The organism is Flocculibacter collagenilyticus, from assembly GCF_016469335.1.
Lineage (GTDB): Bacteria > Pseudomonadota > Gammaproteobacteria > Enterobacterales > Alteromonadaceae > Flocculibacter > Flocculibacter collagenilyticus.
The window spans coordinates 2,142,183-2,166,114 of the sequence record NZ_CP059888.1 but is presented as its reverse complement, the minus strand read 5'-3'; the positions used below and the strand labels follow the sequence as shown (position 1 = coordinate 2,166,114).

At 39.1% G+C, this 23,932-nt stretch carries 23 protein-coding genes and 1 pseudogene; 11 read left to right on the top strand and 13 right to left on the bottom strand.

Translation table 11 applies throughout. The features are described 5' to 3' along the window. Positions 1–16 precede the first annotated feature (16 nt). Entirely contained in the window at positions 17–607 is a 591-nt protein-coding gene (gene rrtA, locus HUU81_RS09605; RefSeq protein WP_199608744.1) for a rhombosortase, read from the bottom strand. A 323-nt stretch (positions 608–930) separates the two neighbouring features. Between rrtA and ggt the strand changes: the two genes are divergently transcribed. Together ggt and HUU81_RS09595 are read left to right on the top strand one after the other, a co-directional pair. After that, entirely contained in the window at positions 931–2,619 is a 1,689-nt protein-coding gene (gene ggt, locus HUU81_RS09600) for a gamma-glutamyltransferase (RefSeq protein WP_233520616.1), read from the top strand. A 1-nt stretch (position 2,620) separates the two neighbouring features. Beyond that, on the top strand, positions 2,621–3,370 hold the full coding sequence (locus HUU81_RS09595) for an enoyl-CoA hydratase (RefSeq protein WP_199608743.1): 750 nt from the start codon (positions 2,621–2,623) through the stop codon (positions 3,368–3,370). A gap of 10 nt (positions 3,371–3,380) precedes the next feature. On the opposite strand, the gene HUU81_RS09590 is transcribed toward HUU81_RS09595, so the two are convergent. The 3 genes from HUU81_RS09590 to cysK form a co-directional block, all read right to left on the bottom strand. Beyond that, positions 3,381–3,761 carry a hypothetical protein gene (locus tag HUU81_RS09590; protein ID WP_199608742.1) on the bottom strand — a complete coding sequence of 127 codons (381 nt, stop codon included), beginning with the start codon at positions 3,759–3,761 and terminating at the stop codon, positions 3,381–3,383. Between the two features lie 34 nt (positions 3,762–3,795). Continuing rightward, positions 3,796–4,236 (bottom strand): hypothetical protein, encoded by a 441-nt coding sequence (locus tag HUU81_RS09585; RefSeq protein ID WP_199608741.1) that lies wholly within the window; start codon positions 4,234–4,236, stop codon positions 3,796–3,798. A 269-nt stretch (positions 4,237–4,505) separates the two neighbouring features. Beyond that, positions 4,506–5,474, bottom strand: a complete 969-nt coding sequence (cysK, locus tag HUU81_RS09580) for a cysteine synthase A (RefSeq protein ID WP_199608740.1) — start codon at positions 5,472–5,474, stop codon at positions 4,506–4,508. Between the two features lie 243 nt (positions 5,475–5,717). Between cysK and HUU81_RS09575 the strand changes: the two genes are divergently transcribed. The 3 genes and pseudogenes from HUU81_RS09575 to HUU81_RS09565 all read left to right on the top strand — a co-directional run. Beyond that, a complete protein-coding gene (locus tag HUU81_RS09575; RefSeq protein WP_199608739.1) occupies positions 5,718–6,566 on the top strand; it encodes an AAA family ATPase in 849 nt (282 codons plus the stop codon). A 5-nt stretch (positions 6,567–6,571) separates the two neighbouring features. Continuing rightward, complete coding sequence (locus HUU81_RS09570) at positions 6,572–7,744, top strand: vWA domain-containing protein (protein WP_199608738.1); 1,173 nt, start codon at positions 6,572–6,574, stop codon at positions 7,742–7,744. A gap of 751 nt (positions 7,745–8,495) precedes the next feature. Further along, positions 8,496–8,729: pseudogene (locus HUU81_RS09565) on the top strand (transposase); the annotation flags it as partial. 24 nt (positions 8,730–8,753) lie between these two features. Here the strand turns inward: HUU81_RS09565 and HUU81_RS09560 are convergent. After that, positions 8,754–10,061 carry a HAMP domain-containing sensor histidine kinase gene (locus HUU81_RS09560; protein ID WP_199608737.1) on the bottom strand — a complete coding sequence of 436 codons (1,308 nt, stop codon included), beginning with the start codon at positions 10,059–10,061 and terminating at the stop codon, positions 8,754–8,756. Next, positions 10,058–10,756: a response regulator transcription factor gene (locus HUU81_RS09555; RefSeq protein ID WP_199608736.1), complete on the bottom strand. Its 699-nt coding sequence runs from the start codon at positions 10,754–10,756 to the stop codon at positions 10,058–10,060. Before HUU81_RS09555 ends, HUU81_RS09560 begins: the two co-directional genes overlap by 4 nt. A gap of 145 nt (positions 10,757–10,901) precedes the next feature. Here HUU81_RS09555 and HUU81_RS09550 point away from each other — a divergent pair, with 145 nt between their 5' ends. Both HUU81_RS09550 and HUU81_RS09545 read left to right on the top strand, forming a co-directional pair. Then, positions 10,902–11,621, top strand: a complete 720-nt coding sequence (locus tag HUU81_RS09550) for a hypothetical protein (protein WP_199608735.1) — start codon at positions 10,902–10,904, stop codon at positions 11,619–11,621. Between the two features lie 18 nt (positions 11,622–11,639). Beyond that, positions 11,640–12,326, top strand: a complete 687-nt coding sequence (locus HUU81_RS09545; protein WP_199608734.1) for a DUF2306 domain-containing protein — start codon at positions 11,640–11,642, stop codon at positions 12,324–12,326. Between the two features lie 37 nt (positions 12,327–12,363). On the opposite strand, the gene HUU81_RS09540 is transcribed toward HUU81_RS09545, so the two are convergent. The 3 genes from HUU81_RS09540 to HUU81_RS09530 all read right to left on the bottom strand — a co-directional run bounded on the left by HUU81_RS09540 (position 12,364) and on the right by HUU81_RS09530 (position 15,635). Then, positions 12,364–13,482: an MBL fold metallo-hydrolase gene (locus HUU81_RS09540; RefSeq protein ID WP_199608733.1), complete on the bottom strand. Its 1,119-nt coding sequence runs from the start codon at positions 13,480–13,482 to the stop codon at positions 12,364–12,366. A gap of 187 nt (positions 13,483–13,669) precedes the next feature. Then, complete coding sequence (locus HUU81_RS09535) at positions 13,670–15,136, bottom strand: hypothetical protein (protein ID WP_199608732.1); 1,467 nt, start codon at positions 15,134–15,136, stop codon at positions 13,670–13,672. A 142-nt stretch (positions 15,137–15,278) separates the two neighbouring features. Continuing rightward, positions 15,279–15,635 carry a VOC family protein gene (locus tag HUU81_RS09530; RefSeq protein ID WP_199608731.1) on the bottom strand — a complete coding sequence of 119 codons (357 nt, stop codon included), beginning with the start codon at positions 15,633–15,635 and terminating at the stop codon, positions 15,279–15,281. An 875-nt stretch (positions 15,636–16,510) separates the two neighbouring features. Here HUU81_RS09530 and HUU81_RS09525 point away from each other — a divergent pair. The 3 genes from HUU81_RS09525 to HUU81_RS09515 all read left to right on the top strand — a co-directional run bounded on the left by HUU81_RS09525 (position 16,511) and on the right by HUU81_RS09515 (position 18,106). Continuing rightward, positions 16,511–16,957, top strand: a complete 447-nt coding sequence (locus tag HUU81_RS09525) for a GNAT family N-acetyltransferase (RefSeq protein ID WP_199608730.1) — start codon at positions 16,511–16,513, stop codon at positions 16,955–16,957. A gap of 101 nt (positions 16,958–17,058) precedes the next feature. Next, entirely contained in the window at positions 17,059–17,610 is a 552-nt protein-coding gene (locus HUU81_RS09520; RefSeq protein WP_199608729.1) for a peroxiredoxin, read from the top strand. Positions 17,611–17,890: 280 nt separating this feature from the next. Beyond that, the gene (locus tag HUU81_RS09515; RefSeq protein ID WP_199612134.1) at positions 17,891–18,106 is read left to right on the top strand and encodes a hypothetical protein; all 216 of its coding nucleotides are present in this window, start codon (positions 17,891–17,893) and stop codon (positions 18,104–18,106) included. Between the two features lie 180 nt (positions 18,107–18,286). On the opposite strand, the gene HUU81_RS09510 is transcribed toward HUU81_RS09515, so the two are convergent. From HUU81_RS09510 to HUU81_RS09495, 4 genes are all read right to left on the bottom strand, one after another. Continuing rightward, positions 18,287–19,468 carry a lipocalin family protein gene (locus tag HUU81_RS09510; protein WP_233520471.1) on the bottom strand — a complete coding sequence of 394 codons (1,182 nt, stop codon included), beginning with the start codon at positions 19,466–19,468 and terminating at the stop codon, positions 18,287–18,289. Then, on the bottom strand, positions 19,465–21,951 hold the full coding sequence (locus HUU81_RS09505; protein WP_199608728.1) for an ABC transporter permease: 2,487 nt from the start codon (positions 21,949–21,951) through the stop codon (positions 19,465–19,467). Before HUU81_RS09505 ends, HUU81_RS09510 begins: the two co-directional genes overlap by 4 nt. A 141-nt stretch (positions 21,952–22,092) precedes the next feature. After that, entirely contained in the window at positions 22,093–22,794 is a 702-nt protein-coding gene (locus HUU81_RS09500; RefSeq protein ID WP_199608727.1) for an ABC transporter ATP-binding protein, read from the bottom strand. A gap of 138 nt (positions 22,795–22,932) precedes the next feature. Continuing rightward, positions 22,933–23,088: a hypothetical protein gene (locus HUU81_RS09495; RefSeq protein WP_199608725.1), complete on the bottom strand. Its 156-nt coding sequence runs from the start codon at positions 23,086–23,088 to the stop codon at positions 22,933–22,935. A 157-nt stretch (positions 23,089–23,245) separates the two neighbouring features. Between HUU81_RS09495 and HUU81_RS09490 the strand changes: the two genes are divergently transcribed. Beyond that, positions 23,246–23,860 carry an HvfX family Cu-binding RiPP maturation protein gene (locus HUU81_RS09490; RefSeq protein WP_199608724.1) on the top strand — a complete coding sequence of 205 codons (615 nt, stop codon included), beginning with the start codon at positions 23,246–23,248 and terminating at the stop codon, positions 23,858–23,860. Positions 23,861–23,932: the final 72 nt, after the last annotated feature.

Genomic DNA, 23,932 nt, shown 5'->3' with positions numbered 1-23,932 from the left:
CATAAGTAGCAGATTTTTATTTTTCATCTTTTACGCTTTGACGAAATTTAATGTAGACAAGTGCCAGTATAATGCCTGCAATGGCACCATATAAATGTGCGTCTGTACCTACACTAACACCAATTAAATCTGCGACTTCTTCGCTGGCTCCCCAAATTTGCTCGTAACTAACTTTAAGTATGGTGCCAATAAGTAATAACCAACCGGTTCTTTCATGCTTTAAAATATCTAGCACCGCACCTAATGTAATCAACCCGTGTAATACACCCGACAACCCAACATACCAACGAATGTCTGCGGCGAAAAAATAAATACCAATAGCGACACTTAAGCTTAAGACAACAAAAACGATGAAAAAGTAACGTAACGAATAATACTGGCTATGTAATAGCCCGATAACGGCCAGTCCGGCACCATTCATAAGTAGGTGATTAGTATTAGAGTGCACTAAATTTGCAGTGAGAAAACGCCACCATTCATATTGCTTAATATCCACGCGGTCGTATTCTAGGTAAGCTTTTAATGGCTCAGATAACAAGTGTAGAACAATCATCATAACGAGTAGGGCAATAAACGGTGTTAATGGGTGGCGAGTTAAATTATTCACTTGTATCTCAGTTTCATTTGTTTAAGCGGCATTGTTTGCTTTTTGTTAAAAATAATCAATGCTTGTAGGGCACTGAGCTTTAATTTAAATCTTTTTGATATCAAGAGTTTTAAACTTTTTCTGTGCGTGTTTAAATGGAAATGTTTACTAACAATAAAATCCGATTAGTTTAATTTAGGTAGCCTGTTGTGTTAAAACAGATAAATTCAAATTCTCCAAGTTTATTAATCACTTCAATTTTTTGCTTGGCTTTCTTTTCGTCAGCAATCTGTTCATTTTCAGTAACGGCTGAGGAAAATCAAAAACAAAAAAATAGTCCTCATATTCATTCACCGCAAATTGAAGAACGCGAGCCCGAGGCTGCCAGCGGCTTTACCAAAAAGAAATCGGCATTAGGTAAAGAATTTATGGTGTCGGCTGCAAACCCTTATGCAGTGAAAGCCGGTTACAACATTATTAAACAAGGTGGTAGTGCGATTGACGCTGCCATTGCCATTCAACTTACGCTTACGTTAGTAGAGCCACAATCGTCAGGCATTGGTGGTGGCGCCTTTATCTTGCACTGGGATAATAAACTAAAAAAATTGACAAGTGTTGATGCCAGAGAGGTTGCCCCGCAAAAAGCGACACCTGACATGTTCATGACTGAATCAGGTAAGCCTCAACGTTGGATTGATGCGTTAGTTGGTGGGAAATCTGTAGGAGTGCCCGGTGTGCTTCGTGGTTTAGCGTTAGCTCATAAGAAACATGGTAAGTTAGCGTGGAATAAGCTTTTTCAATCTAGCATTAAATTAGCGGAAGAAGGTTTTATAGTGTCACCTCGTTTAGAAAAGTTGGTGGCAATGCAATATAACCCGGGCATGACACAACTTACAGAAACTAAAAATTACTTTTATCCTAATGGAAAAGGAATAAAAGCAGGTCAAAGGCTAACGAATAAACCATTAGCACAGTTATACAAAAAAATTGCCAATCAAGGTGTTATGGCTTTTTATCGCGGAGATAATGCAAAGGCGCTGGTAAAAGCGGTTCAACAAAGCCCTGTTAATGCAGGAACATTGGCACTGGCAGATTTAGCAGACTACAAAGCGAAAGAGCGTGAGCCTGTATGTGCGCCTTATAAAACCTATAAAGTTTGTGGCATGGGGCCGCCAAGTTCAGGTGGTGTTGCTGTGTTGCAAATTTTGCGCATGTTAGAGCCTTATAAACTTCATCAATACTCTCCAAATGATCCAAATGCAGTTCATTTATTTACGCAAGCTTCGCGTTTAGCATTTGCCGATCGTGCCAGATATATAGCAGACAGTGACTTTGTAAACGTGCCAACGCTTGCACTATTGGGTAAAAATTATCTGAAAAAGCGTTCCGCATTAATTTCGCTAGAGCAAGATATGGGCAAGGCGAATGCTGGCCAGCCGACTAAGAACATCGCGCTAGCAGACGATGACGCGATTGAAATGCCGTCAACCAGCCATATTTCTATTGTTGATACAGAAGGGCATGCAGTATCAATGACTACCAGTATTGAAATGGCATTCGGATCTGCGCTTATGGTTAATGGTTATTTGCTTAATAACCAATTAACAGACTTTTCTTTGTCACCATCAAAAGACGGAAAGTTAGTGGCTAATCGTGTTGAAGCTGGAAAGCGACCGCGCAGTTCAATGTCGCCAGTAATGGTGTTCGATGCGCAAAACAATCTTAAGCTTGTGATTGGTTCGCCCGGCGGCAGTCGTATTATTAATTATGTTGCGCAAACTATTGTTGCATATGTAGATTGGGGATTAGATATTCAATCGGCTATTAATTTAGGCCATGTTACCAATCGTAATAAGGTCACCACGCTGGAAAAAGGCAAAGACATTGCTTCATTAGAACCAGTTTTAACTGCAAAAGGCCATAAAGTTGTCGTTAGAGATTTAAACAGTGGCCTGCATGCGATTGCAATTGAAAATAATAAATTAATTGGCGCTGCTGATCCTCGCAGAGAAGGCGTTGCCCTAGGGAAATAAAATGACTGAAAAATTAATTACAACAACACGAGAAAATGGTGTTTTCACCATTACCATGAATCGCTTTGAAAAAAAGAATGCGTTATCACTTGAGATGTACCGCCAACTCATTCATGCCTATCAAACGTTTGAAGAAGATGACAGCTTGTTGGTTGCGGTAGTAAAAGGTAATCACGAATGTTTTAGTGCTGGAAATGACTTAAAAGACTTTCTAGCAGGTGGTGATTTAAATAAGTCTCACCCAACGATTGCTTTTATTTATCAAATGACCCGCATGACTAAGCCAATTATTGCAGCGGTTGCTGGCCCTGCGGTAGGTATAGGCACAACCATGCTTTTACATTGTGACTTAGTATATGCAGCAGAAAATGCGATTTTCCAATTACCGTTTTGCCAATTAGGATTATGCCCTGAAGCAGGTTCTAGTTACTTACTGTCACAACTTGCAGGTCATCAAAAAGCGTTTGAATTACTCGTTTTAGGTGAGCGCTTTGACGCACAAACTGCAAAAGAAATTGGTTTAGTTGCAAATGTAATGCACGTTGATAATGTGATTGAAGCTGCTGAGAACAGAGCAAAACAAATTGTAGCACTGCCTACAGACGCAGTTAAGCGCACTAAAATGCTATTAAACCGTGGCAAATATGAAAAGCTCCAACAAGTGCTAGACGATGAAGTGGCACATTTTTCTGATTTATTACAATCAGATGATTGCCAAACGATTTTAAATAAATTCTTCACTAAAAAATAAATGTGATGGGTTAATTGCGTATTGCAGAGCTCGGCTTTAGATCAATATAAGCAATAACATAACCATACTCTTTGTCGGTAAGCTTATTTTGGTTGTGTAAACTTTTTGCAAGTTTATATGACCATTGCTTATTGTCTGGTGGGTTAGGAATACGGGTATCTAAGTGTAGTAAGCGTTCATCTAACACCGTATACCCTTTGTTAGCCGCTTTTTTAGCGCAATAACTTAGCACATATTCAACGGCGTGCTTGTCTACACTGGGTTGCCAAGTATATTCGGTTTCACATGCTATTCTTTTTTCGCCTTTTGCATTCAAATATTCTAAATGGCCTGTAGTACAGCCATTCAATAATAAAATTAAAAATACAATTTTAAAAAGCGTTGTAGGCACGTGTGTTACTCCATGTGTGTATGTTATTTACGCATTATTTATATGGGTCATTAATGATTTTGCTTACAAACCATTGGTTTTTTGTCTTTGTTAGGTAAACGGTTCTTACGTCATCCACTTTGTTACCATGAATATGGCCTGAAAGCATAAACGATATTTCCGCTTTAGTACCAAACTCATTCCGCAAGCCGCTATCACTTTTGTTAATTGAAATTTCAACTTTATCTAGCGGTAAATTCAGCAGATTACGTTGTACTGCTCGGGTAGAGCCATAGTTTTTAATAATGCGTGAAAGTTTGTCTGTGCTAGCGGCCGCAGCGGCATCAAGATTATCATCAACATAAATCGAACTAAAAAATGAGGTGGCAACGTGCTCCGGACTGGCAGCTTCTTCATTTCCAGTGCTGGTATCACTGCATGCTATTAGCAGATAACTGAGTAAGAATATAAGAAATACTTTAGTATATTGAGTCATTATATTGCCTCGCCAAATAAAATAGACTGCAAAGTTAGGCTAGCTGATTTAAAAGAAATATCCGATATACCAGCGAGTTAAGTAACGGCTAGCTTTAGTGTGATAGCTTTTTTAAGAACTGTAAAGTTTAGGAAGGGAATAATTTAAGTTTGATGGAGTATTAGGGGCTGTTGAACTAAATCAAAGCTGTTATTGATTGAAACAAAAAACGCATAAACATCTTTGTTTATGCGTTTAAAACGTTTAACAATGTTTCAAAATAACGTGGATTACTGCACTAAATCTTGTTCAGTGAATTCATCTGCAAATAATGGGCTGCTTAAATAGCGCTCTGCCGAGCTTGGTAAAACAACCACAATATTCTTATCAGCAAATTCTGGCATGTCTGCAATACGATTTGCCGCCACAACCGCAGCACCAGAAGAAATACCAGCTAAGATGCCTTCTTCTTTCATTAAGCGGTGCGCCATTGCCATTGCATCGTCGTTGCTTACTTGTTCAACCTTATCAATCATTTCTAAATCAAGGTTGCCAGGAATAAAACCTGCACCAATACCTTGAATCTTATGAGGACCCGGCTTTAATTCTTCGCCAGCAAGTTTTTGACTAATTACAGGTGAGTCAGTTGGTTCAACAGCTACAGACGTTATTTGTTTGCCTTGCTCAAGTTTGATGTAACGACTAACACCTGTAATCGTGCCACCTGTACCAACACCAGCAACGAAGACATCAATGTTGCCATCCATATCTTTCCAAATTTCTGGACCGGTTGTTTCGAAGTGAATTTGCGGGTTTGCAGGGTTACTGAATTGTTGTAGTAATACATACTTTTCAGGATCAGATTCTTTAATCTCGTCCGCTTTTTCAATAGCGCCTTTCATGCCTTTAGCGCCATCAGTAAGTACTAAATTAGCACCTAGCGCTGTAAGCAACTTGCGGCGCTCTAAGCTCATTGTATTCGGCATAGTTAGCGTTAATGAGTAACCACGTGACGCAGCCACAAACGCTAATGCGATACCTGTATTACCAGAAGTTGGCTCTATAATTTCTTTCCCTTCAGTCAAAAGCCCTTTTTTCTCAGCGTCCCAGATCATATTCGCGCCAATACGACACTTAACACTAAAGCTAGGGTTGCGAGCTTCAACTTTTGCAAAAACATTACCTTTAGACACGCGGTTAAGTTTTACAAGCGGGGTTTGACCAATTGACATTGAATTGTCATTAAAAATATTTGCCATGATATTTTCCTAAATTCTGAAATAATGTAGGCTACGCGATTGGTGGTACGACCATTGAACATTAAAGACATGTTATGCGCAGTGGTATAGCGTTAAACTTATACTCAATACGACAAATAACGAACCACACAATCAAATTATTAACTGTAGCTTACCGTTATACTTAAAAATTAGAAGTACAGTTTTGCTATAACATATATGAATCTTATTTAAAGATGCCCCTTTTATTAATAAGGAAAACCTATGCAGTTTACAGGCACACAAAATTACATAGCATCAGATGATTTAAAACTCGCTGTTAATGCTGCCATTACTTTACAAAAACCGTTATTAATCAAAGGTGAGCCGGGTACTGGAAAAACGCAATTAGCACAAGAGCTAGCCGCAGCATTAGATACCAAATTGATACAATGGCATATCAAGTCGACCACTAAAGCACAACAAGGTTTATATGAGTATGATGCCGTATCACGCTTGCGCGACAGCCAACTAGGTGATGAGCGTGTTCATGATATTAGCAACTACATTGTTAAAGGTAAGTTGTGGGAAGCATTTGAACAGGAAAAACCGCCAGTACTGTTAATCGATGAAATTGATAAGGCGGATATCGAATTTCCAAATGACTTGTTACAAGAGCTCGATAAAATGGAGTTCTACGTGTATGAAACACAACAAACTGTTAAAGCAGTGCAACGTCCTATTGTGATTATTACGTCTAACAACGAAAAAGAATTACCCGATGCATTTTTGAGACGCTGTTTCTTCCATTACATTCGCTTTCCAAGCAAAGACGAAATGCAGCAAATTATTGAAGTTCATCACCCTCATGTTAAGCAAAACTTACTAACAGAAGCCATGGAAGTATTTTTTGAGTTGCGTGATGTTTCAGGCATTAAGAAAAAGCCGTCTACGTCAGAACTAATTGATTGGTTAAAACTATTAATGTCTGACGACATAAGCAAAGAGCAATTATTGAATAAGCAATCAGCAAAGGGGTCAGCTGTTATACCATTATTTGGAGCCTTACTGAAAAATGAACAAGACGTTCAATTGCTTGAAAAACTAGCATTTATGAGCCGCCGTGGACGCTAGAAGCTATGCTTATCGACTTTTTTATTACAGTAAAAAAACACAACGTACCTTGTTCGTTGCGCGAATTATTGGATCTTATAAACGCCATTAAGCAAGGTGTGGTATTTGCAGATATCGAAGCGTTTTACACACTCGCAAAACTCACCTTAGTGAAAGACGAAATTTATTACGATAAATTTGACGCAGCCTGTGCAGAATACTTTGACGGTATTGAAAGTATGGAGATTTTTCCTGAATCCTTTCCTGAAGATTGGTTACGTAAAGAATTTGAAAAACACCTAACAGAAGAAGAAAAACAGCAACTTGAAGCATTAGGTGGTCTTGACGAGTTAATGAAAACCCTTCAAGAGCGTTTAAAAGAGCAACATGAACGCCATGCTGGCGGTAATAAATGGATAGGCACCGGCGGAACGTCTCCATTCGGTGCGTACGGTTATAACCCAGAAGGAATAAGAATTGGTCAGGACGGCAGCAGAAATCGCCGAGCCGTAAAAGTGTGGGACAAACGCGAATTTAAGAATTTTGACCAAGACAGAGAGTTAGGTACACGGAACACCAAATTAGCGCTTAAAAAGCTGCGTAAATTTGCACGCGTAGGAGCCAGTGAAAAACTAGACATGAACGAAACTATCAGCGCCACTGCAAAAAACGCGGGGTTTTTAGACGTTCACATGGAACAAGAGCGCCACAACGCAGTAAAAGTGCTGATGTTTTTTGATGTGGGCGGCTCGATGGACGATCATATTCATGCCTGCGAAGAACTCTTTTCAGCAGCGCATACCGAATTTAAGCACATGGAGTTTTTTTACTTTCATAACTGTTTATATGAGCGCGTATGGCAAGACAACCAACGTAGATACCACGAAACCATTGATGTTGACGAGGTGATTAGAACTTACGGCAGAGATTACAAGGTTATTTTCGTTGGCGACGCAACCATGGGGCCTTACGAAATTATGTATCAAGGCGGCAGTGTAGAGCACTGGAACGATAAACCCGGCGTTGTGTGGATGAACAAAGTACTCAACCACTTTGATAAAGCCGTTTGGCTAAATCCGCAGCCTCAACAGTGGTGGGGATATCACCAATCAATACAAATAATGAACGAGATAATGAAGAACGGTATGTACCCATTAACCATAGATGGCATAGGGCAGGCAATAAAGTCGTTGAGTTGATGATGTCCCGATCGAATTTTTGTTTATAGATATCGTATTGCTGACCATTACAACTGCTGTTAATTATTGGAGGTAATTACGGCGTTGGAATGCTAATTATGAAGCATCGCCTAAATCTAGTAGAAAGTTAATAAGTCAATTATGTCAGTTACCTGTGAAAAGTGCGGGGTCGTACATATCGAAATTATCGCCGACGCTTTCGCGTTCCATAGCTCGACGGTAGAACCTTATATTTTTGTAATTTATCGTAAAATGCCGTATATCTTTCAGTTATTTTTGTGAAAGCTAAGGAAACTTCCGTTAACGGCTAAAGAAACCTATGAAAATAAATGCAGAACTTGTTTTAGAACTCAAAACAAAAAATATTGATCGCAAGAAGGGCGGACTATGGTTTCTGGTTTAAATTTGAGAGTCATTCAGCGCTATGAGTAAAATTCGGCTCCAGGAAGAAAAGCAAACTAAAACTTACCTTCGGTTAGATGATAAGATTGCACGAAAGTTTTCCGCTTCTCATATGAGTAATACAAAGTGGGTAAGACTGCTTAAAAATGTGGCATCTTTTGATGATAGCTATGAGTTGACTAACTTAGTTGAAAAGCTTATGGACATCGCCAAATTTCCGATCTCTAAAACTTCGACAGGATATAGAGTCAATGGATACTCGTAGTTATAATAAGCCAATTATGGCACTAGCTTTCAGCTAACCTACGATTAATTGGAGATCTGCACTTTTAGGGAGTTATTATGTCTATTGAAAGCCAAAGCGATGTCGTTATGGGACAGAGCGATGCTATCTAAGCGATTTATTATTGAAACTATTCATGACCAATTGAAGAATATTTCCCAAATTGAACACTCCAGACATCGCAGTATGAATGGTTTTATGTTGAATTTAATGGCAGGTTTAGTGGCTTACTGCCTTAAAGACAGTAAACCAAGCCTTAATTTAACTGACTCAGAGCTTAATTCTATGATCGCGGCTTAAACAGAACTGGGGTTAAGAAGCCACTTACACAGATTTTTTTACACTCTTATTAATGGGTAATCTGGCGCTGAATTCACTTCCTTTTCCGACCACACTTTTTACTGAAATATCACCGCCATGAGCTCGTGCAATCTGGCGGCACAAATACAGTCCTAATCCGACACCTTTATTTGAGCGGTGAATGATATGGCTGCCTTGCGTAAAAGGTTCAAAGATCTTTTCAAGATGCTCCGCTTCGATGCCTGCACCGAAATCGCGAACAGTGATTTCCACGTTCTGATTTTCCTCAAAACATTGAATGATAACCGGAGCTTCAGAACCGCTGTGTTTCAAAGCATTATCAATAAGATTCTTGACCAAAAACTTAAAGCGGCCCAAGTCAATTTGTACAGCGATTTCTGGAATGTGGTCTTTCACCCGAACCGGTGTTTCTTTGAAATAAGAATGCAAAATCGTATTGATCACATTGGGCAAAAAGTATGTGTCGATATTGAGCAAGGTTTCTGCGTTTTTAAGGCGTTCGCTTTCCAGTAGTTGCTCTACAATCTCATCCATTTTATCGACTTCATGGCCTAACTTTCTTGTGACTTCACCCTGTTCCAGTAACGCCAGTAACACCTTTATTCTAGCCATAGGAGAGCGCAACTCGTGACTAACTGAAAGTAACAACTCTGTTTTGGCAGAGAACAATTGTTCGAGACTTTCGGCCATTTTATTAAGTCCCCTTGTGAGTTTTCCAAGGTCGTTGTTTGGGTGTGATGCAATTCGATATTTCAGGTTTCCATGACTGATCTCAGTTGCACTGTTTATGGCACTGTTAATAGCTGATAGCTGCCCATTCAATAACCAGTAGCTCAGTAACAATACGACAAGTACAGCAAACCATGGCCAATAAATAATCCAATCGGGAAACACTATTAGATTGGCGATTTTTGATGTTACGGTAATGGTATAGCCGTCAAACTCCGTTGATAGAAAGTATCTGGAATCTAACTTTTTGAAATACAATTCACCAATACCAATGGCATCCTTTGTCAATTTCTCAGGTGAAGGTAAAGGGCTGCCCGTTAGCCATTTCTCAGTTCCATAGGTTATTTGAATCTCCACCCGGTTCTTTTTAGCTTCTGTAGTAAGAGCTTCAATATCAACGGGTTCTTTGACGAGCTCCTGCATCATGACTAGCAACGCTGCTTTTCTGTCAGAAACGATCTCCACCGCTTCTTGTTCAGAGATGGCAAAACTGCCTAAAATGATGAACCCCACTAGCAAAATTGTGGTGATGGTGAATAGTAGGAAAAAACGAGCGTATAAATTTAGATGTGTAATTATCATAAAGGTGTCGCAATAAAGGTGTAACCAACACCCCTTATGGTTTTAATAAATCTTGGAGAGGAGACTGAGTCATTGAGCTTTTGACGAAGTCTGCTCAGTAAAATATCCACTGAGCGCCCAAACAAATCCACTTCTACACCTTTCACCACACCGATAATTTGTTCACGATTGAATACTTTTCCGGGATTAGAAGCTAGCGCCTTTAACAAGTGGAACTCCATGCCCGATAAATGCACATTTTCACCATCCACTTTAACTATCTGTTGCGCGCTAAAGATAGCTAAACCGGCAAAAAACAAGACTCCCTGTTGTTCTGTTGAGCTTTGTTCCTGACTAAAACTGCGTCGCAATAACGCTTGCACTCTCGCAAGGAGTTCCGCAGGTTCAAATGGCTTAGGCAAATAATCGTCCACTCCAAGTTCAAAGCCATGTACTTTATCTTCGAGTCGCCCTCTGGCCGTTAACATAATGATAGGCAAAGTATAGGCTTGCCGAATTTGCTTGCACAATGTGAAGCCGTCAATACCTGGCATCATCACGTCTAACAGTACTAGTTTTGGAGACTCCAGCCCAATCAACTCATATCCTTGTTGTGGCTCATTTGCACAAATCAAGTCAAAGTGATGCTGCTGAAAAAACAGGGATAAATTTTCGGTAAGACTGCTATCATCGTCAATTATTAATAGTTTGGTCATCGTTCATTTTACTCTTTAGTTCAGTACCATACTGGGTCAAGCTAGGTCAAACCACAAACCCCCAAATGAGATTGTTACACTATGTTACCCTAAAGGCTTTCATAGTTAAGTAAGATCATTCTACTACATTTTGAGGAATGAACTTATGCAAACAATATTTGTACAAGGGAATCTGAACCCGACACACTCTGCCAGAATTATTGCCATAATGATGCTGTTGCAGATGGTTCTGGGGTTACTTCTAAATTTCTATTTTCTGAAACCTATTTTGGCCTACAACGGCGAAACCCTTGTTAGTGACCTCACTAGCATACTGGGGGGCGCAACGCTAGTTGCTTTAATGATCAGTACCATGAATTTGGCGTTTGGCTTATTAATACCAAAAAAGTCTATCAACCAGCACACCACACTGTTTATTACAATTGTTGTATTCGCCACTATTGGTATTACATTGTGCGCTTATGAATATGCAAAACTGTCTGAGTACGTCACTTATCTGGCCACCATTAATGTACCCAACAATGATATATCTGCGGAGACGTCAACCTTAGTGAGAACTATCCTGACTAGCGGAAGAAATGAAGCGCATTTTTTCTCCATTTTTATCTCCAGCTTCAGCTTATTGCTCTTCTACCTACTGCTGTTGCGCAATCAACTGCTCCCTGTTCTACTTTGCGGATTTGCGCTATTTTCTGTGATATTGCAACTGATCGCCGTTGCACATACGTTTTTCGAAGCGTCAATTCCTAACATTATTCAACTTCCTTTAGCCATAACTCAGATTATTGTTCCTTTTTATCTTTTGATTTGGGGCTTTAAAAAGCCATTGTATGAAGCGTCCACAGAAAACAAAACAGCACAATAACCACAGGAGCGGTACCTTATGATTTTCATCGCAATTCTTATTCATATCACGGCAGGTGTTGTTGTGTTATTGACAGGCTTCACTGCAATCCTGGCAAAAAAAGGCAACGCATTCCATAGGCAATTGGGCAATGTTTATGTTTTATCTATGCTAACTCTAGGCATCAGCGGCACAATCATTGCGGTAGTACGATATGTACCAATTTCAATCATGAACGGCTTGGTCCTTTGCTATTTTGTACTTTCGGCCATCAATGTCATTCGACAGCCAGATAATCAGATCAACCTTGCCGACCGGTTTCTGTTTGGCTTCGCTACACTACTGTTTCTGGGGCTCTTCGGGTTTGCATACCAAACAACGCTGATGCCTGATGGCAAACTGGGCGGGTTTGGTACAACGGCTTATGTGATATTTGGCAGTGTATTGGCTTTTTGCAGTGTCGCAGATTATCGCTATATCAAGCTCGGAGGATTGCAAGGCAAGGACAAATTGATACGTCATCTTTGGCGAATGTTTTTCCCTCTTTTTATGTCAACAGCCGCTTTTTTTCTGGGGCAGGCCATGCATATTCCCGAAGCAATAAGAACCATTGAGTTTTTACTTGCACCGGTTGTCTTTGTCATTTTGATTACCTTTTATTGGGTTTTCAATACTGCTTTAACCAATAAGAAAGGCAAGAACCCTACACACTCGACGGATTACTGAGTATCGATAATAATCGCACGAAGCGCGCGATCTATGATCATTCATTAAAGGCTATTTTTAATAGCTCAAGAAAGTCAACGTGCTCGCCCACTTTCAGTGGTTTTACGATAAAGTCAGGTTTTACATCTTCTACCACCTTTGCCAATCTTCGTAATGGCTCGTTTACATGCTCATACCCAAGTGACCATGTGCCGTAGCCCCAGGGAATAAACACGCGACACCCAAGATCTTGAGCAGCACGTATCGCATCTTCGGGAGATAGGTGCATTTTTCTTGCGGGCCCAGGGTAGGCTACAATTGGCATTAAGCAAACATCTATATCACCGATGTATTGTGCAATGTCCTGAAAAATTGGGCTGTAGCCTGTATCACCCGCAAAATAGATACGTGTGGTTCCATCATCAAATAGCCAACTCCCCCACAGGCTTTCATCATAATCAGAGAAACTGCGGTTTGAAGTGTGGTTTGCCGGTAAAAAATGGATAGTCGTATCATTGTGGCGGGTTTGAGTGAACCAATCCATTTCAGTAATGGAGCCTATATTAAAATTTGCATCATCTGCATTATCTAGCGGTAAATAAAGTCGAGTACCTTCACTAAATCCACTCAAAGTTGAGCTACTCAAGTGGTCATAGTGATTGTGAGAAATTACCACTCCGCTGACAAATGGCAACTGTGCACTTTTAATTGGAGCTGCGCCTAGTCTTTTAAGTGAATCGTCTAACTTGCTACCAAGCCAGCCGAAACCATCAAATTCCTCAAATACAGGATCAGTTACAAGAGCATCATTATTGCCCAATTGAATCAAAAAGCTAGCATGTCCTAACCACGTGACTCGGTTAATGTTTTTGGCTTCTATGTCTACATCGCGAAAAAGCATATCGTTGTACCTAAAACCTTCAGTTTTATTAATTCCTGAATAAGCGAATCCGAGTAATGATTTTTCTACCGCTTTCACTTCTTCCGGTTTTAAGAAGTTCATTCTATCGTAACGGTTGTGTGGTCCTTTACCTTGATAATTGGCAGGGTATATATTCCTATACCTTGAGTCAGCCTTGTTGTATCGAACGTTATCGATTTGTGTTATATCTGGCTGACAGCCGCAAATAAAAATTGTGGCGATCATAATAGCCATAGGACTTTTACTCGTTTTCATAAATAATAATACCTAATAAGTAGTAAAAATAGGGCTTGAACGATTGTGATAGGCTTAACAATCTCTTCTTATTACAAGGAGGATTAACAAAATAAACCTGAAGAGAGTAGAGGTTTTTTCAATTGTAACTTTCCTTAAACCTTCAAGCTTTCAGGGCCAGCTGTTTGCCAGCCCTTAAAGTCGGATATTACCCCTTCTCACAAATTGCATAGCCTGGTGGACAGCGCTTTGGTTCAAAGTTTTGCGTCCAAGATTCTAACTCATCAATAGAAATCAGGCGCAAGCTGCGAAAGTCAATCAAGTGTTCTACCCGAATATCGAGTTTTTTTATTGCATCATGGAATACCACCATATCTTTGAAGATGCGAGGCTTGCCTGTTTTTAAGTTAGTCTCATAGTGTTCATCTGCAATGACGAGTTTTTCTGACTCAAGATAACTGACCAAATAATGCTGAGAGTGAGCAGTAGCGATATCAAATAGCTTTAGGTCGGCTATTGTAAGAGGCTTTCTATCGGAGACTAGCGTCAGCTTCTCCTTTGCCAAGGGGCTGCTTAATGAGTCGATAACCAATTGCTGATGCGCTTCCGATACGACTAGAGTCGCGCCCATTTCCACAGCATTATTTAAACCTCTTAAATTGCCGCCATGATGATGAGTGACTACATAAAATTTTATTGCCTTTTCAGATCCAGTAAGTTCCTTGAACTGCTTATAGTTGGCCTGCAAGTGCTTTGCGCTACCTATAGCGATTAGATAGTCTTTATTCTCAATAAAAACCGTACGATCTCGTCCTTTTCCAGCTTGATAAACGCCATTAGCTACCATTTTAGCCGTAATTTTGTTTGTGTAGAACTCTTCTCCCCATGGTACAAAGTGTTCATAATGCTTGAACTCATTGTCTAAATCAGGGAGCATTTCAATATCTCGTTTAATCGAAACTAAATTTAGCTCACCATCAACGAGCAAATTCATATCTCGAGCGTAAGTAACCCCTTTTGACTGTTGATGATTAGAAAACACATACACCATTTGTCTGCCACTTGCGTGTAATCTAATTAACTTGCGGATTACACCAGCTTGTTTATCTATGTAGTATGTCAGTGTCCAGCCATGGTCGTTTTCGATGTTGAGCTTCTGGTGCACTCTACCTCGATAGGTTTCTTTGCCGGAAAAAGTGGCTCCTTGGCGATTCTCATTTAGCGATTTTGCATAAAGAGTGTCACTAGAGGATTCGGCGTAAAAACCACCAAAACTATCGAACTTAGCCCAGTTATGTACAGCGTATTTGCCATGCAAGATATCATAGGCTATTGCTTTATCTTCACTCACAATCCACTTCTCCAAATCTATTGTGGTGCGAGGAACGCGATAGGTCAGTAGGCTTTTACGTTTATTTTTAAAATCTATCGTTAATTCTTCATTAATACGCCATATTTCATGGATGTTGGGTACTTCGCTCTCCCCACGCCAAGGGCCTTTGTTGTAATCTATGATTTTGATACTGTTTGCTTGAGTTAGTTTTGTTCCGCCGTAAGCCTTTATCACTTTATCGACAATGTGATTCACATCGTTGGTATCAGCATACATTGGCTCACTAAATATAATTGAAAAAAATAGAAAACTTAATGCTTTAAATCTTGGGGTTAATAACACCTTATATATTTCCTTTATTTAGTTCGGAGCCCCAATAAGGAGCGTGAATTTTTTAATGTTTTTTTGATTAAATACTTTAAAAATGGTAGGTGTCGTAAAGCGCTACAGTTGCTGGCAAAGTGCGAACCTACGACCATTATTTTCAGGCTGAGAATACAATTTTATTTCTGTCTAGATCTCTTATATAGGCTGAATATTTTGGGCCGCGTACTCCCGGTTCTCCTTCGCAGCTGCCACCCAATTTAATAGCCTGTTCGTATAGTCGATTAACTTCTTCTTCAGAGCCCACGTTTATGCCAAACATAGTGCCGTTTCCATTGGTTGCAGGTAGACCATCAAATGGTATTGCTATAGCAAAAGCGAAACTCTCACATTGCCAATAGTTCATTCTGTCGGTTTTAAACGCCTGGGTGAGAGCTGTGCCTTCAAACAAAGCATCGTAGAATTCAATTGCCTGCTGCATGTTATTAGTACCAAGAACACAATAATCCAATTTCATTTTGTAATGACCTTAATTGTTGTTTAGATGAAAAAAATTATCTTGAAATTTGATGTTTGATATCAAGCATATATGTATAAAAATGATGTAAGGGTGTTTTAACCATTTGGCCTTTACATATGCATTTCTACTTAATGACCTCAAAATGTCGCTGTGAAGAACCAAATAGTTAGAGGTTAGCCAATAAATTCGCATCTTCGATAATTATCAGCTTTCCCAGCTAATTGTATTTTAGAGCTGAGCGTACTTGTTAAATTTATAAAGCACAATCAAGGGGTAAGCATTGTTACCTTATGTTACATTGCGAAAAGAGTTTTGGTTTACATTTAACTTCTGTGTTTTTAAATAGATTTAAATAGAGGCGTTATGAAACTTAAATATTTAATTGGTTTAACTTTTATAATCCCATTGTTGGGGCTGTTTTTCGTAATTTCATTTGCAACTGATTTATCCAGCTTTATTGTATCAACTACTAATTTTATTTGTTTGGCAGTTCTTTTTATCACTGTCTTAGATGTTTTATTTATGGCTTTTAAACATAGTAAAGTTAACCATAATGGCAGCTAATCTTTACTGGTTTGATTTGAAATCTGGCTTGAGTCAGCACGATATTATTCTCGGAGAATAATTGATTTATACAATGACATTAAGTGGGGTTGCCAGCAGTTGGTTAGGTTTTGTTCAGCTTAACTTTGTAGTGGCATTACAAACGCTTGTGAGTATCTAAGTCAATGAAAAGTATGTTATGTTTAGCCATGCCAGCCTATCTTTTTAGTTAATCAAGCACGAGTTATAGCGCTGGCTCTTAGCTAACCCACGATAATGCCGAGGCTAGGCTGTGTGGGGTTCAAAATATCGGAGCCAAGGAAAGTGTAATGGATGTAGTAAAAGTCTCTAAGAGTAATTATCAAGAACTGATCGAAATATGGGAGGCTTCAGTGCGAGCAACTCATGATTTCCTTCCCGAAGAAAATATTTCTGAACTTAAGCCACTTATTTTGCAGCAATACTTTGATGCAGTTGAGCTTAGTGCTGTTAAGCGCAGCGGTGAAATACAAGGGTTTATAGGTGTAGCAGACTCAAATATTGAGATGCTATTTGTAAAGCCTGAGTATTTTGGTATTGGTATCGGGCGGAAGCTTATAAAGTATGCATTAAATAATTTAGGTGCATTTAAAGTGGATGTAAACGAGCAGAATCCTAATGCTATTAGGTTTTACGAAAAAATGGATTTTAAACAAGTTGGACGCTCAGCGTTGGACGGCCAAGGTAATCCATTCCCACTAATACATATGATGTATAACGGATCACAAACGGGTTAAATTGATTTTTAACGCAGGCTTTGGTTCCGTTTTGCTACACCATTTAGTCCGTTTTAGCTGACTACTTAAAGTAGAATTAGCTTTTATATAGGAGATACATAATGAGCGAACAAATTTTACCGGATAATTTACCCGTTCCTGAAGATGATGGTGCATGTGATCACCTTGAAGGTATGCTTTTCCCGCCAATATCGCTTGAATCAACCAATGGACCTATTATGTTGGCAGGGCTACCTAAAACAACGGTAGTTTATATTTACCCTCGTTCATCTGCGGATTCAGTTGATCCTGAGGGATGGGATGCTATTCCTGGGGCGAGGGGATGTTCTCCACAAGGTTGTGCGTTTCGAGATCATCAATCTGAGCTTTCTGCTCTTGGGGCCAACGTATTCGGGCTTTCTACCCAAGATGTTCCATATTTGCAAAATGAAGTGGCTAGACTTCACCTACCTTTTCCGCTTATTGGTGATAGTGACCTTAGATTAAAAGAGACATTGAATCTTCCACTGTTAGAAATGAAGTTGAACGGTGTTAGTTTCTATAAACGAATTACGTTAATCATTAGGGAAGAGCGCATTGTTAAAGTGTTTTATCCGGTTTTTCCGCCTGATAAAAATGCTGAAAGCGTAATTGCATGGCTAAAAGAGAATTGATTTAGCGTCAATATATTATATAAAGCATTAAACGGTACATGTTTTTGGGCATATGCAGTTGACCATTACATGTAGTGACTTTTAGTACGTCGTAAATTTAAGGGGGCTTACAGAGTATTATATGGTAAAAATACGATGTGTTGCCTCCTGTAAGCTCAATGGGTATCAAGCTGCTCGAGACAATTGCTCACAGCTTGCTAAATTATGCTTTGCTACGACATCGTAATAAGCTTTTGCCAGCCTATAAAGAGTTAATATAAATAGAAAAAGGAATTAAACAGTGGGAATTAGTTCAACACAACTGAGTTATTTTGTAATTGGATTAGGGATATTTATGGCGGCTATTAGCTTTTATTTAGGCCGTAGAAAAACTGAAACACCTATTCTTGTGTCGGTAATAGGCTTTTTTACTGCAATTATTCCACCTATCGCGTTTATCTATTTGCTTATATTGCTTTTTAAGCGCGACTTACCAAAGACACAAAGCAATGGTTAGGTAATTTACGTAAAAAATTACGCAATCATCCATATGTTCAATCGCTGAATTATGCGTGCTGATTGTTATTTCAGTCTATGTGTTTGTGCTATTTACTGAGAACACTATGTTCAACAGAACTGGCTCGTTAAATAGGTTAATGCCTAAAAGTTTAAAAGCGCACAGGGAGTTAAATGTTGTTTAGTAGCCTGTCATCTCTACAAAGCCTTCACCTTGATGACTTCCACTAAACTGTACCATTCCTTCGAAATATGCGATACCAAAACGCATAATCTGCTGGGGATTAACAACGCTGATATCCACATTAATTTTATGATTGGGAAGGATGATAGAGAATTGTTGAGGGTAGGCGTGCGTTGTTGATTTATTATGGGTTGAATGCATTGTTTTAATATGAATGTCGCTCGTCTCTAGTACTTCTATCTTTCCATTACTATGCATAATTGAGCCATAAATATAATCGCTAATGTTTGATCGTAAACGATAAACCATCAGCGCTTTATTTTCGCTTAAACGCAAAGAAAACCAGTTCCAGCCTTGCTGATCTTCGGCAAGTAACCGTGACCCCCATTCACGATCAAACCAGGCTTTGCCTGTAACAATGCGCTCTTCTCCTTTCCATTCTATATGTCCAGTTACGTTTATGAATGGTTGGGAATAATAATAGCTAGCAATGTTTTCAACTGCGTGCTTTTTATTAAAACCATTGACCCCTTGAAGAAAATAAAAAGGCCTATCAGGATTAAGCTCTGTTCGAGTATTGGTGTTAAGTGATAATGATGCGCTCCATTTGGTATTGGAAGGCGTGGCATCAGACCCAAAGGATAAATTTGCTGGTAAGAATTGTTGGCTAGATTGCCATACCCAATCATCAATTTGAGCATAAAAAGAGGTGGATGAAGTATGGCTATTTTTCTTCGTGTTATTACTAATCACGACGTTGCCCAACTCTTTTCTTCCTAGCCGAAATGCGGATGAATGAGTGAATTTATCGGCCATGGCAGCATGTGCAAAATATAAATGGTGTTCACCAATGGCGGTTCTAAATAATGTCCATTGTAATGCCATCGCTTCTCCGTTTTTTGTTTTCAAATTCGCATTTAGGTACCACCATTCATGGTGGTATTGAAGCTTGGGGAAATGTGCTTCAGGAAATATAATTGGCTCGTTAGCGGATGGCAGCGTGAAGCGGTTATCGGGTTTTTCTTTAAGCCGAAATAATTGATCTTCTTTATTTGAATATTGATTGCCTACTTGTTCGCTACACGCTGCGGATAGTAATAGTGTGGTGAATAAAACGTATGTTAAAAAATGGCTAAGCGTGAAATTTACGTATGGTTTATTGCTGTTTGTTATCATCATCGTAGCTTTTTATGAAATGAGTATAATGGAATGAAAAGAGCGGGAATGACTAGAATGATGCCTATGCTGCTACTTGATAACATAGTCATTAAAAGTGTTCCTACATCATTTACTAATGGCATAGACCAGCCGAAAGAGGCGGGCAACACTTTGCTCACAAGCACCTCAGCTATAACCGTGGCTACAGGCCAACTTAATAGTACGGTACCAATCAGTAAAAGCATCCACTGAACGAACATGTGGCTAAACACGTTACGTTTACTATAGCCTAAGCGATATAAGGCGAGTAAATCAGGTTTTCTTGCTAGCTCTAAGCTTGTAACAGACAAAAATAAACCAAAGCATGCGATGCCTAGCAATACAGCGGAAGTGGCTTGCGTTAAGATAAACGTTTGATCAAATACCTCTAATGCTAACTTTTTAAGTTCACTAGACTGAAGAATACTCTCACTAATTAACCGGATATTTGGCTGGATATTTGACTGGGTATTTGACGGATTGTTAAGTGCATTATTAATGCGTTGCTGTAAGGCTAATGAAGTTATGGACTCTGATGCTTTTAAATAAATACCGTAGCTGGTTCCTCGCCAATTTATTTGGTGATGGTTAGTTTTAACTAAATAAGCGGAATGGCCGAGGTAGCCATACTGAAAATAAACACCTTTTACCTCGCACTCAATGGTTTGCTGGGCTTGGCTTAAAAAAATACGATAGATTTTTGGCTTTGATAGTTCAATGGCGTTACTTAATGCGAATTGTTCGTTAATAAAGCAAATTGGGATGTTGTTATTATTTTTGTCTAACTGAGCTTGTACGAACTCGGCTTCTACTTTTAATGCTTTAAAGCTAAGGGCATTAAATTGGTTAATAGACTTCATTCTTGCAATGCGTAATTGGGTATTTTTATAAGTAAACCAAGCATGCTGATATAAAATGACTTCTTCGATAAAGGCTTGTTGTTTAAGCCAAGCTTCAAGCCTATTTTCATCCAAACTCGAAGGTTGGGGGATGGAGCGGCTGCTTTGGTTTTTTGGTACGCTAATAATAAAGTCTTGAGACAGTTGCTGATCCAAATAGTCAACAAAAGCGGTATTAAAACTTTTCACCATAAGCCCAGCTGAAATGCTTGCAGTGAGTGCAAGGTAAAATGCAGCTAGTGGGACATATCGTCGATAGATTTGATTTTGCGCGTCTTTTATTAAATAGCCAATTTTAAAATTATTCCATGAGCTATTTAAGTGATTAAAAATAAGTAGTAAAGAATGAAAAGCCGTTATTAAAGCCAATAGAAATATTGGCAAAAAGGCGATGCTCGCAAGCAACAAAAAGCCATATTTCATCATTATCAAAAGCCAGTTTGATAACTGTACTTCTGAAGAAAAGCCGTGTGATAAGAATGATTCAGACCAAGATAAAGGCATAAGCCAATGTAGAAAAAGAAAAAACAGGGTTATAAGAACCAATCGACCTATAAACAACACGTTTGCACTGCGTTGACTTTTCATTGGTATGGACTTTAGCTGTGGCCGATTAATTAAACGTAATTGATGAAACAAAGCGGTAATGACCGCGCTGCTAGACAATAGAAATGCCCACAACAAATAGCGCCAATGCCACTCAAAATGTCCGGTAAGATGTAAATCGTAAATTTGAGATAAAGTGACACCTACAATGGGAAGACTAAATATAACAATTGCGGCAGCAAGTAAAATGCCCAATCCACACGCAAAGACAACAATAAAAGCACATTCAATCAATAGCGCGATACGAATTGTCACCAGCGGTACACCCAACAACCTAAGCTGATTAATTAATTGGTGGCGGTATTGCCATGCTTGCTGCCCAGCCTGATAGGCAATAAACAGGCTGACTAAAAAACCTAGCAATGCTAATGCCGTTAAATTTAAATGCAATGCATTTGCAAAACCTTTCTTTTCTTCCAGCTTCCAAGGTTCGTATAGCATTAAGTGGGAGGGAAGTTGATTTGCTAGCGTTTGTTTTCTTTCAGCCGACATGGCAGTAACAGTAAAATAGCTAAATGCATTGATAGGCTTAAAAAGCTGCCAAGCTAATGAAAAGTCGATTATAGCCATATCATGTTTTCTTAAATTCGCGTCGGTAATAATGCGGTAGGGGAGTTTTTCTCCACTTTTGAGTTGTAGGTAAGAGGTTTGCTGGTGTTCGATTGAGAGCTGCTGAGCGAGAGTTTGTGTAATTGATGCCATGTTTACGTTAAACACGTCTGGGTACAGAATACTTAATGCGAGCAGGTCGGTTGCATAAATGGCAAGCACGGTGTCGTTGTTTAATATCGTATTGACTTCTAGTACAGGAGAAACTTCTATAAAGCCTAACTGTCTTATTAATCTAAAGTCCTGCTTGGTTGCCTTCAATCCTTCTTTCGGGTAAATGTAAAAAGCAAAAGGAGGGCTCAGTAAATCGCTTGCTGACGCATATTGCTGCTTACTAGCATCATTTAACATCAGAATACTTATTAAGGTGCTGGTGGCGATAGCTAAACTAATAATAAAACTAAGATGAAGTAAAGGCTTTGTTGTGTACTCAGCATAATAAGCTCGTATAACCAAATTTATAATGCGATAAAAAGCCCGTGCATTCATTAGCTACTCGGTTGTTGTATAAGCATCATTGGGCGTTGGAGAACTTACGACACTTATTCCGTTACTATCAAGGTGGTATATGCGGTCTGCTTCTTGTGCGACTTTGTAGCTGTGCGAAACAATGATTAGAGTAGCAGCGTATTGTTTACATAAAGAGATTAATAGCTTAACGACCCTTTGGCTGTTTTTGTCGTCTAGGTTTCCGGTTGGCTCGTCTGCGAGTAATAGTTGCGGCTTTGCACTTAATGTTCTTGCAATCGCTACTCGTTGCATTTCACCACCGGATAACTCATCAGGCCGCTTTTTCAGTAATTGGCCAATACCTAACTGCTCGGCGAGCTCATTACACAAAGAGGCATTATATCTATCTGCTAACTTAGCGCTAAATGAAATGTTTTCCTCAACATTCAGCCCCGATAGCAAATTATAATTCTGAAAGATGATACCTAAATTTTCACGGCGTATTTGACTTAGCTGATCCTCATTCGCTTTTTCAAGTGCCACATCGGTTAAACAAATGCTTCCTTTCTGAATGGGCTCAAGTCCTGCAATTAAGTTGAGTAATGTGGTTTTTCCACAACCACTATCACCCATTAGTGAAATACATTCTCCCCGATTCACGCGCAAATTTAATTGGGAGAAAAGTTCTCGTGGCTGATCACCATCAACAACAGTATGACCAAGATCCTGAATGGTTAAGATCAAATTAGCTCCACAGTTGCTAAATCATTATTTAAATATATAAAACAGTATAAGCAAAAATAGGTAACTGCTATTGGCTTGAACAAATTTATTTTAGATGAGCGTGATAAAGTGTGAGTGAGGCGCTGTAAAATGAGTGCTTTATTTTCCGTCAATCCATCGTTTAACCACAATAGCTGTTTTTTCAGGATTTTGTTGTACTAATAATCGGACTAAATTGGTTACAGATTGCTTTTCATCAGCTAATAACTGGGTTGTTTTTTTAATTTGAGTAATTTTCTGTTTCCGGCTGGTCATGCTAAATCTCCCGTTATTGGTTGCTTTACGTTATAAAAAATATAGGTATGTTTAAAAATAAATATTTATTAATTTATCCTACACTTATGAAAGAAAATACAAACAAACACGTTCTTATATAAAAATTTGTACTATTTCTAATTCGGGACGACACCGTATGCTCAAAAGCTTAAGCCAAAAATATGATTCTGCAATTCACTCTGTATCAGCTCTTGAAGGTATTGCTCCGCTATTAATGCGACTTTACCTTGCTCCTATTATGATTCAAGCAGGTTGGAATAAATTAAGTAACTTTTCAGATACGGCAGCGTGGTTTGGTAATGCAGAGTGGGGCTTAGGTTTGCCTATGCCAGAATTAATGGCAGGTCTAGCTGCAACAACCGAATTTGTGGGCGGTTTTCTTATACTTATCGGCCTATTTACCCGACTGATTTCTATTCCATTAATGTTTACAATGTTAGTTGCAGCAGTAACCGTGCACCTAAAACACGGCTGGTTGGCCATAGCCGATGCATCAAGTTGGTTGGCAGACGGCACTATTTTTTACAATAAAAATATTATGGAAGCACCAGAAAAAGTGGAAGCGGCAAAATCCTTATTACAAGAGCATGGTAATTATGAGTGGCTTACTTCAAGTGGTAATTTTGTGATTTTAAATAACGGCATCGAGTTCGCAGCGACTTATTTTATTATGTTTTTAGCCTTATTTTTTTACGGTGGCGGAAAATTCACCAGTGTTGACTATTTTATGAAAAAACAAATAAAAAAATAAACACATTAACCACCTAATTTTCATCTCGAGATCTGTTAATCTATCGCCAAATAGATAATTTAGCAGGTCTCT

Coding starts and splice junctions, on each gene's coding strand:
- HUU81_RS09595 (WP_199608743.1), top strand. CDS start 2,621: ATGACTGAAAAATTAATTACAACAACACGAGAAAATGGTGTTTTCACC.
- HUU81_RS09585 (WP_199608741.1), bottom strand. CDS start 4,236: ATGACTCAATATACTAAAGTATTTCTTATATTCTTACTCAGTTATCTG.
- cysK (WP_199608740.1), bottom strand. CDS start 5,474: ATGGCAAATATTTTTAATGACAATTCAATGTCAATTGGTCAAACCCCG.
- HUU81_RS09575 (WP_199608739.1), top strand. CDS start 5,718: ATGCAGTTTACAGGCACACAAAATTACATAGCATCAGATGATTTAAAA.
- HUU81_RS09570 (WP_199608738.1), top strand. CDS start 6,572: ATGCTTATCGACTTTTTTATTACAGTAAAAAAACACAACGTACCTTGT.
- HUU81_RS09560 (WP_199608737.1), bottom strand. CDS start 10,061: ATGATAATTACACATCTAAATTTATACGCTCGTTTTTTCCTACTATTC.
- HUU81_RS09555 (WP_199608736.1), bottom strand. CDS start 10,756: ATGACCAAACTATTAATAATTGACGATGATAGCAGTCTTACCGAAAAT.
- HUU81_RS09550 (WP_199608735.1), top strand. CDS start 10,902: ATGCAAACAATATTTGTACAAGGGAATCTGAACCCGACACACTCTGCC.
- HUU81_RS09545 (WP_199608734.1), top strand. CDS start 11,640: ATGATTTTCATCGCAATTCTTATTCATATCACGGCAGGTGTTGTTGTG.
- HUU81_RS09540 (WP_199608733.1), bottom strand. CDS start 13,482: ATGAAAACGAGTAAAAGTCCTATGGCTATTATGATCGCCACAATTTTT.
- HUU81_RS09530 (WP_199608731.1), bottom strand. CDS start 15,635: ATGAAATTGGATTATTGTGTTCTTGGTACTAATAACATGCAGCAGGCA.
- HUU81_RS09525 (WP_199608730.1), top strand. CDS start 16,511: ATGGATGTAGTAAAAGTCTCTAAGAGTAATTATCAAGAACTGATCGAA.
- HUU81_RS09520 (WP_199608729.1), top strand. CDS start 17,059: ATGAGCGAACAAATTTTACCGGATAATTTACCCGTTCCTGAAGATGAT.
- HUU81_RS09510 (WP_233520471.1), bottom strand. CDS start 19,468: ATGATGATAACAAACAGCAATAAACCATACGTAAATTTCACGCTTAGC.
- HUU81_RS09505 (WP_199608728.1), bottom strand. CDS start 21,951: ATGTTAAATGATGCTAGTAAGCAGCAATATGCGTCAGCAAGCGATTTA.
- HUU81_RS09495 (WP_199608725.1), bottom strand. CDS start 23,088: ATGACCAGCCGGAAACAGAAAATTACTCAAATTAAAAAAACAACCCAG.
- HUU81_RS09490 (WP_199608724.1), top strand. CDS start 23,246: ATGCTCAAAAGCTTAAGCCAAAAATATGATTCTGCAATTCACTCTGTA.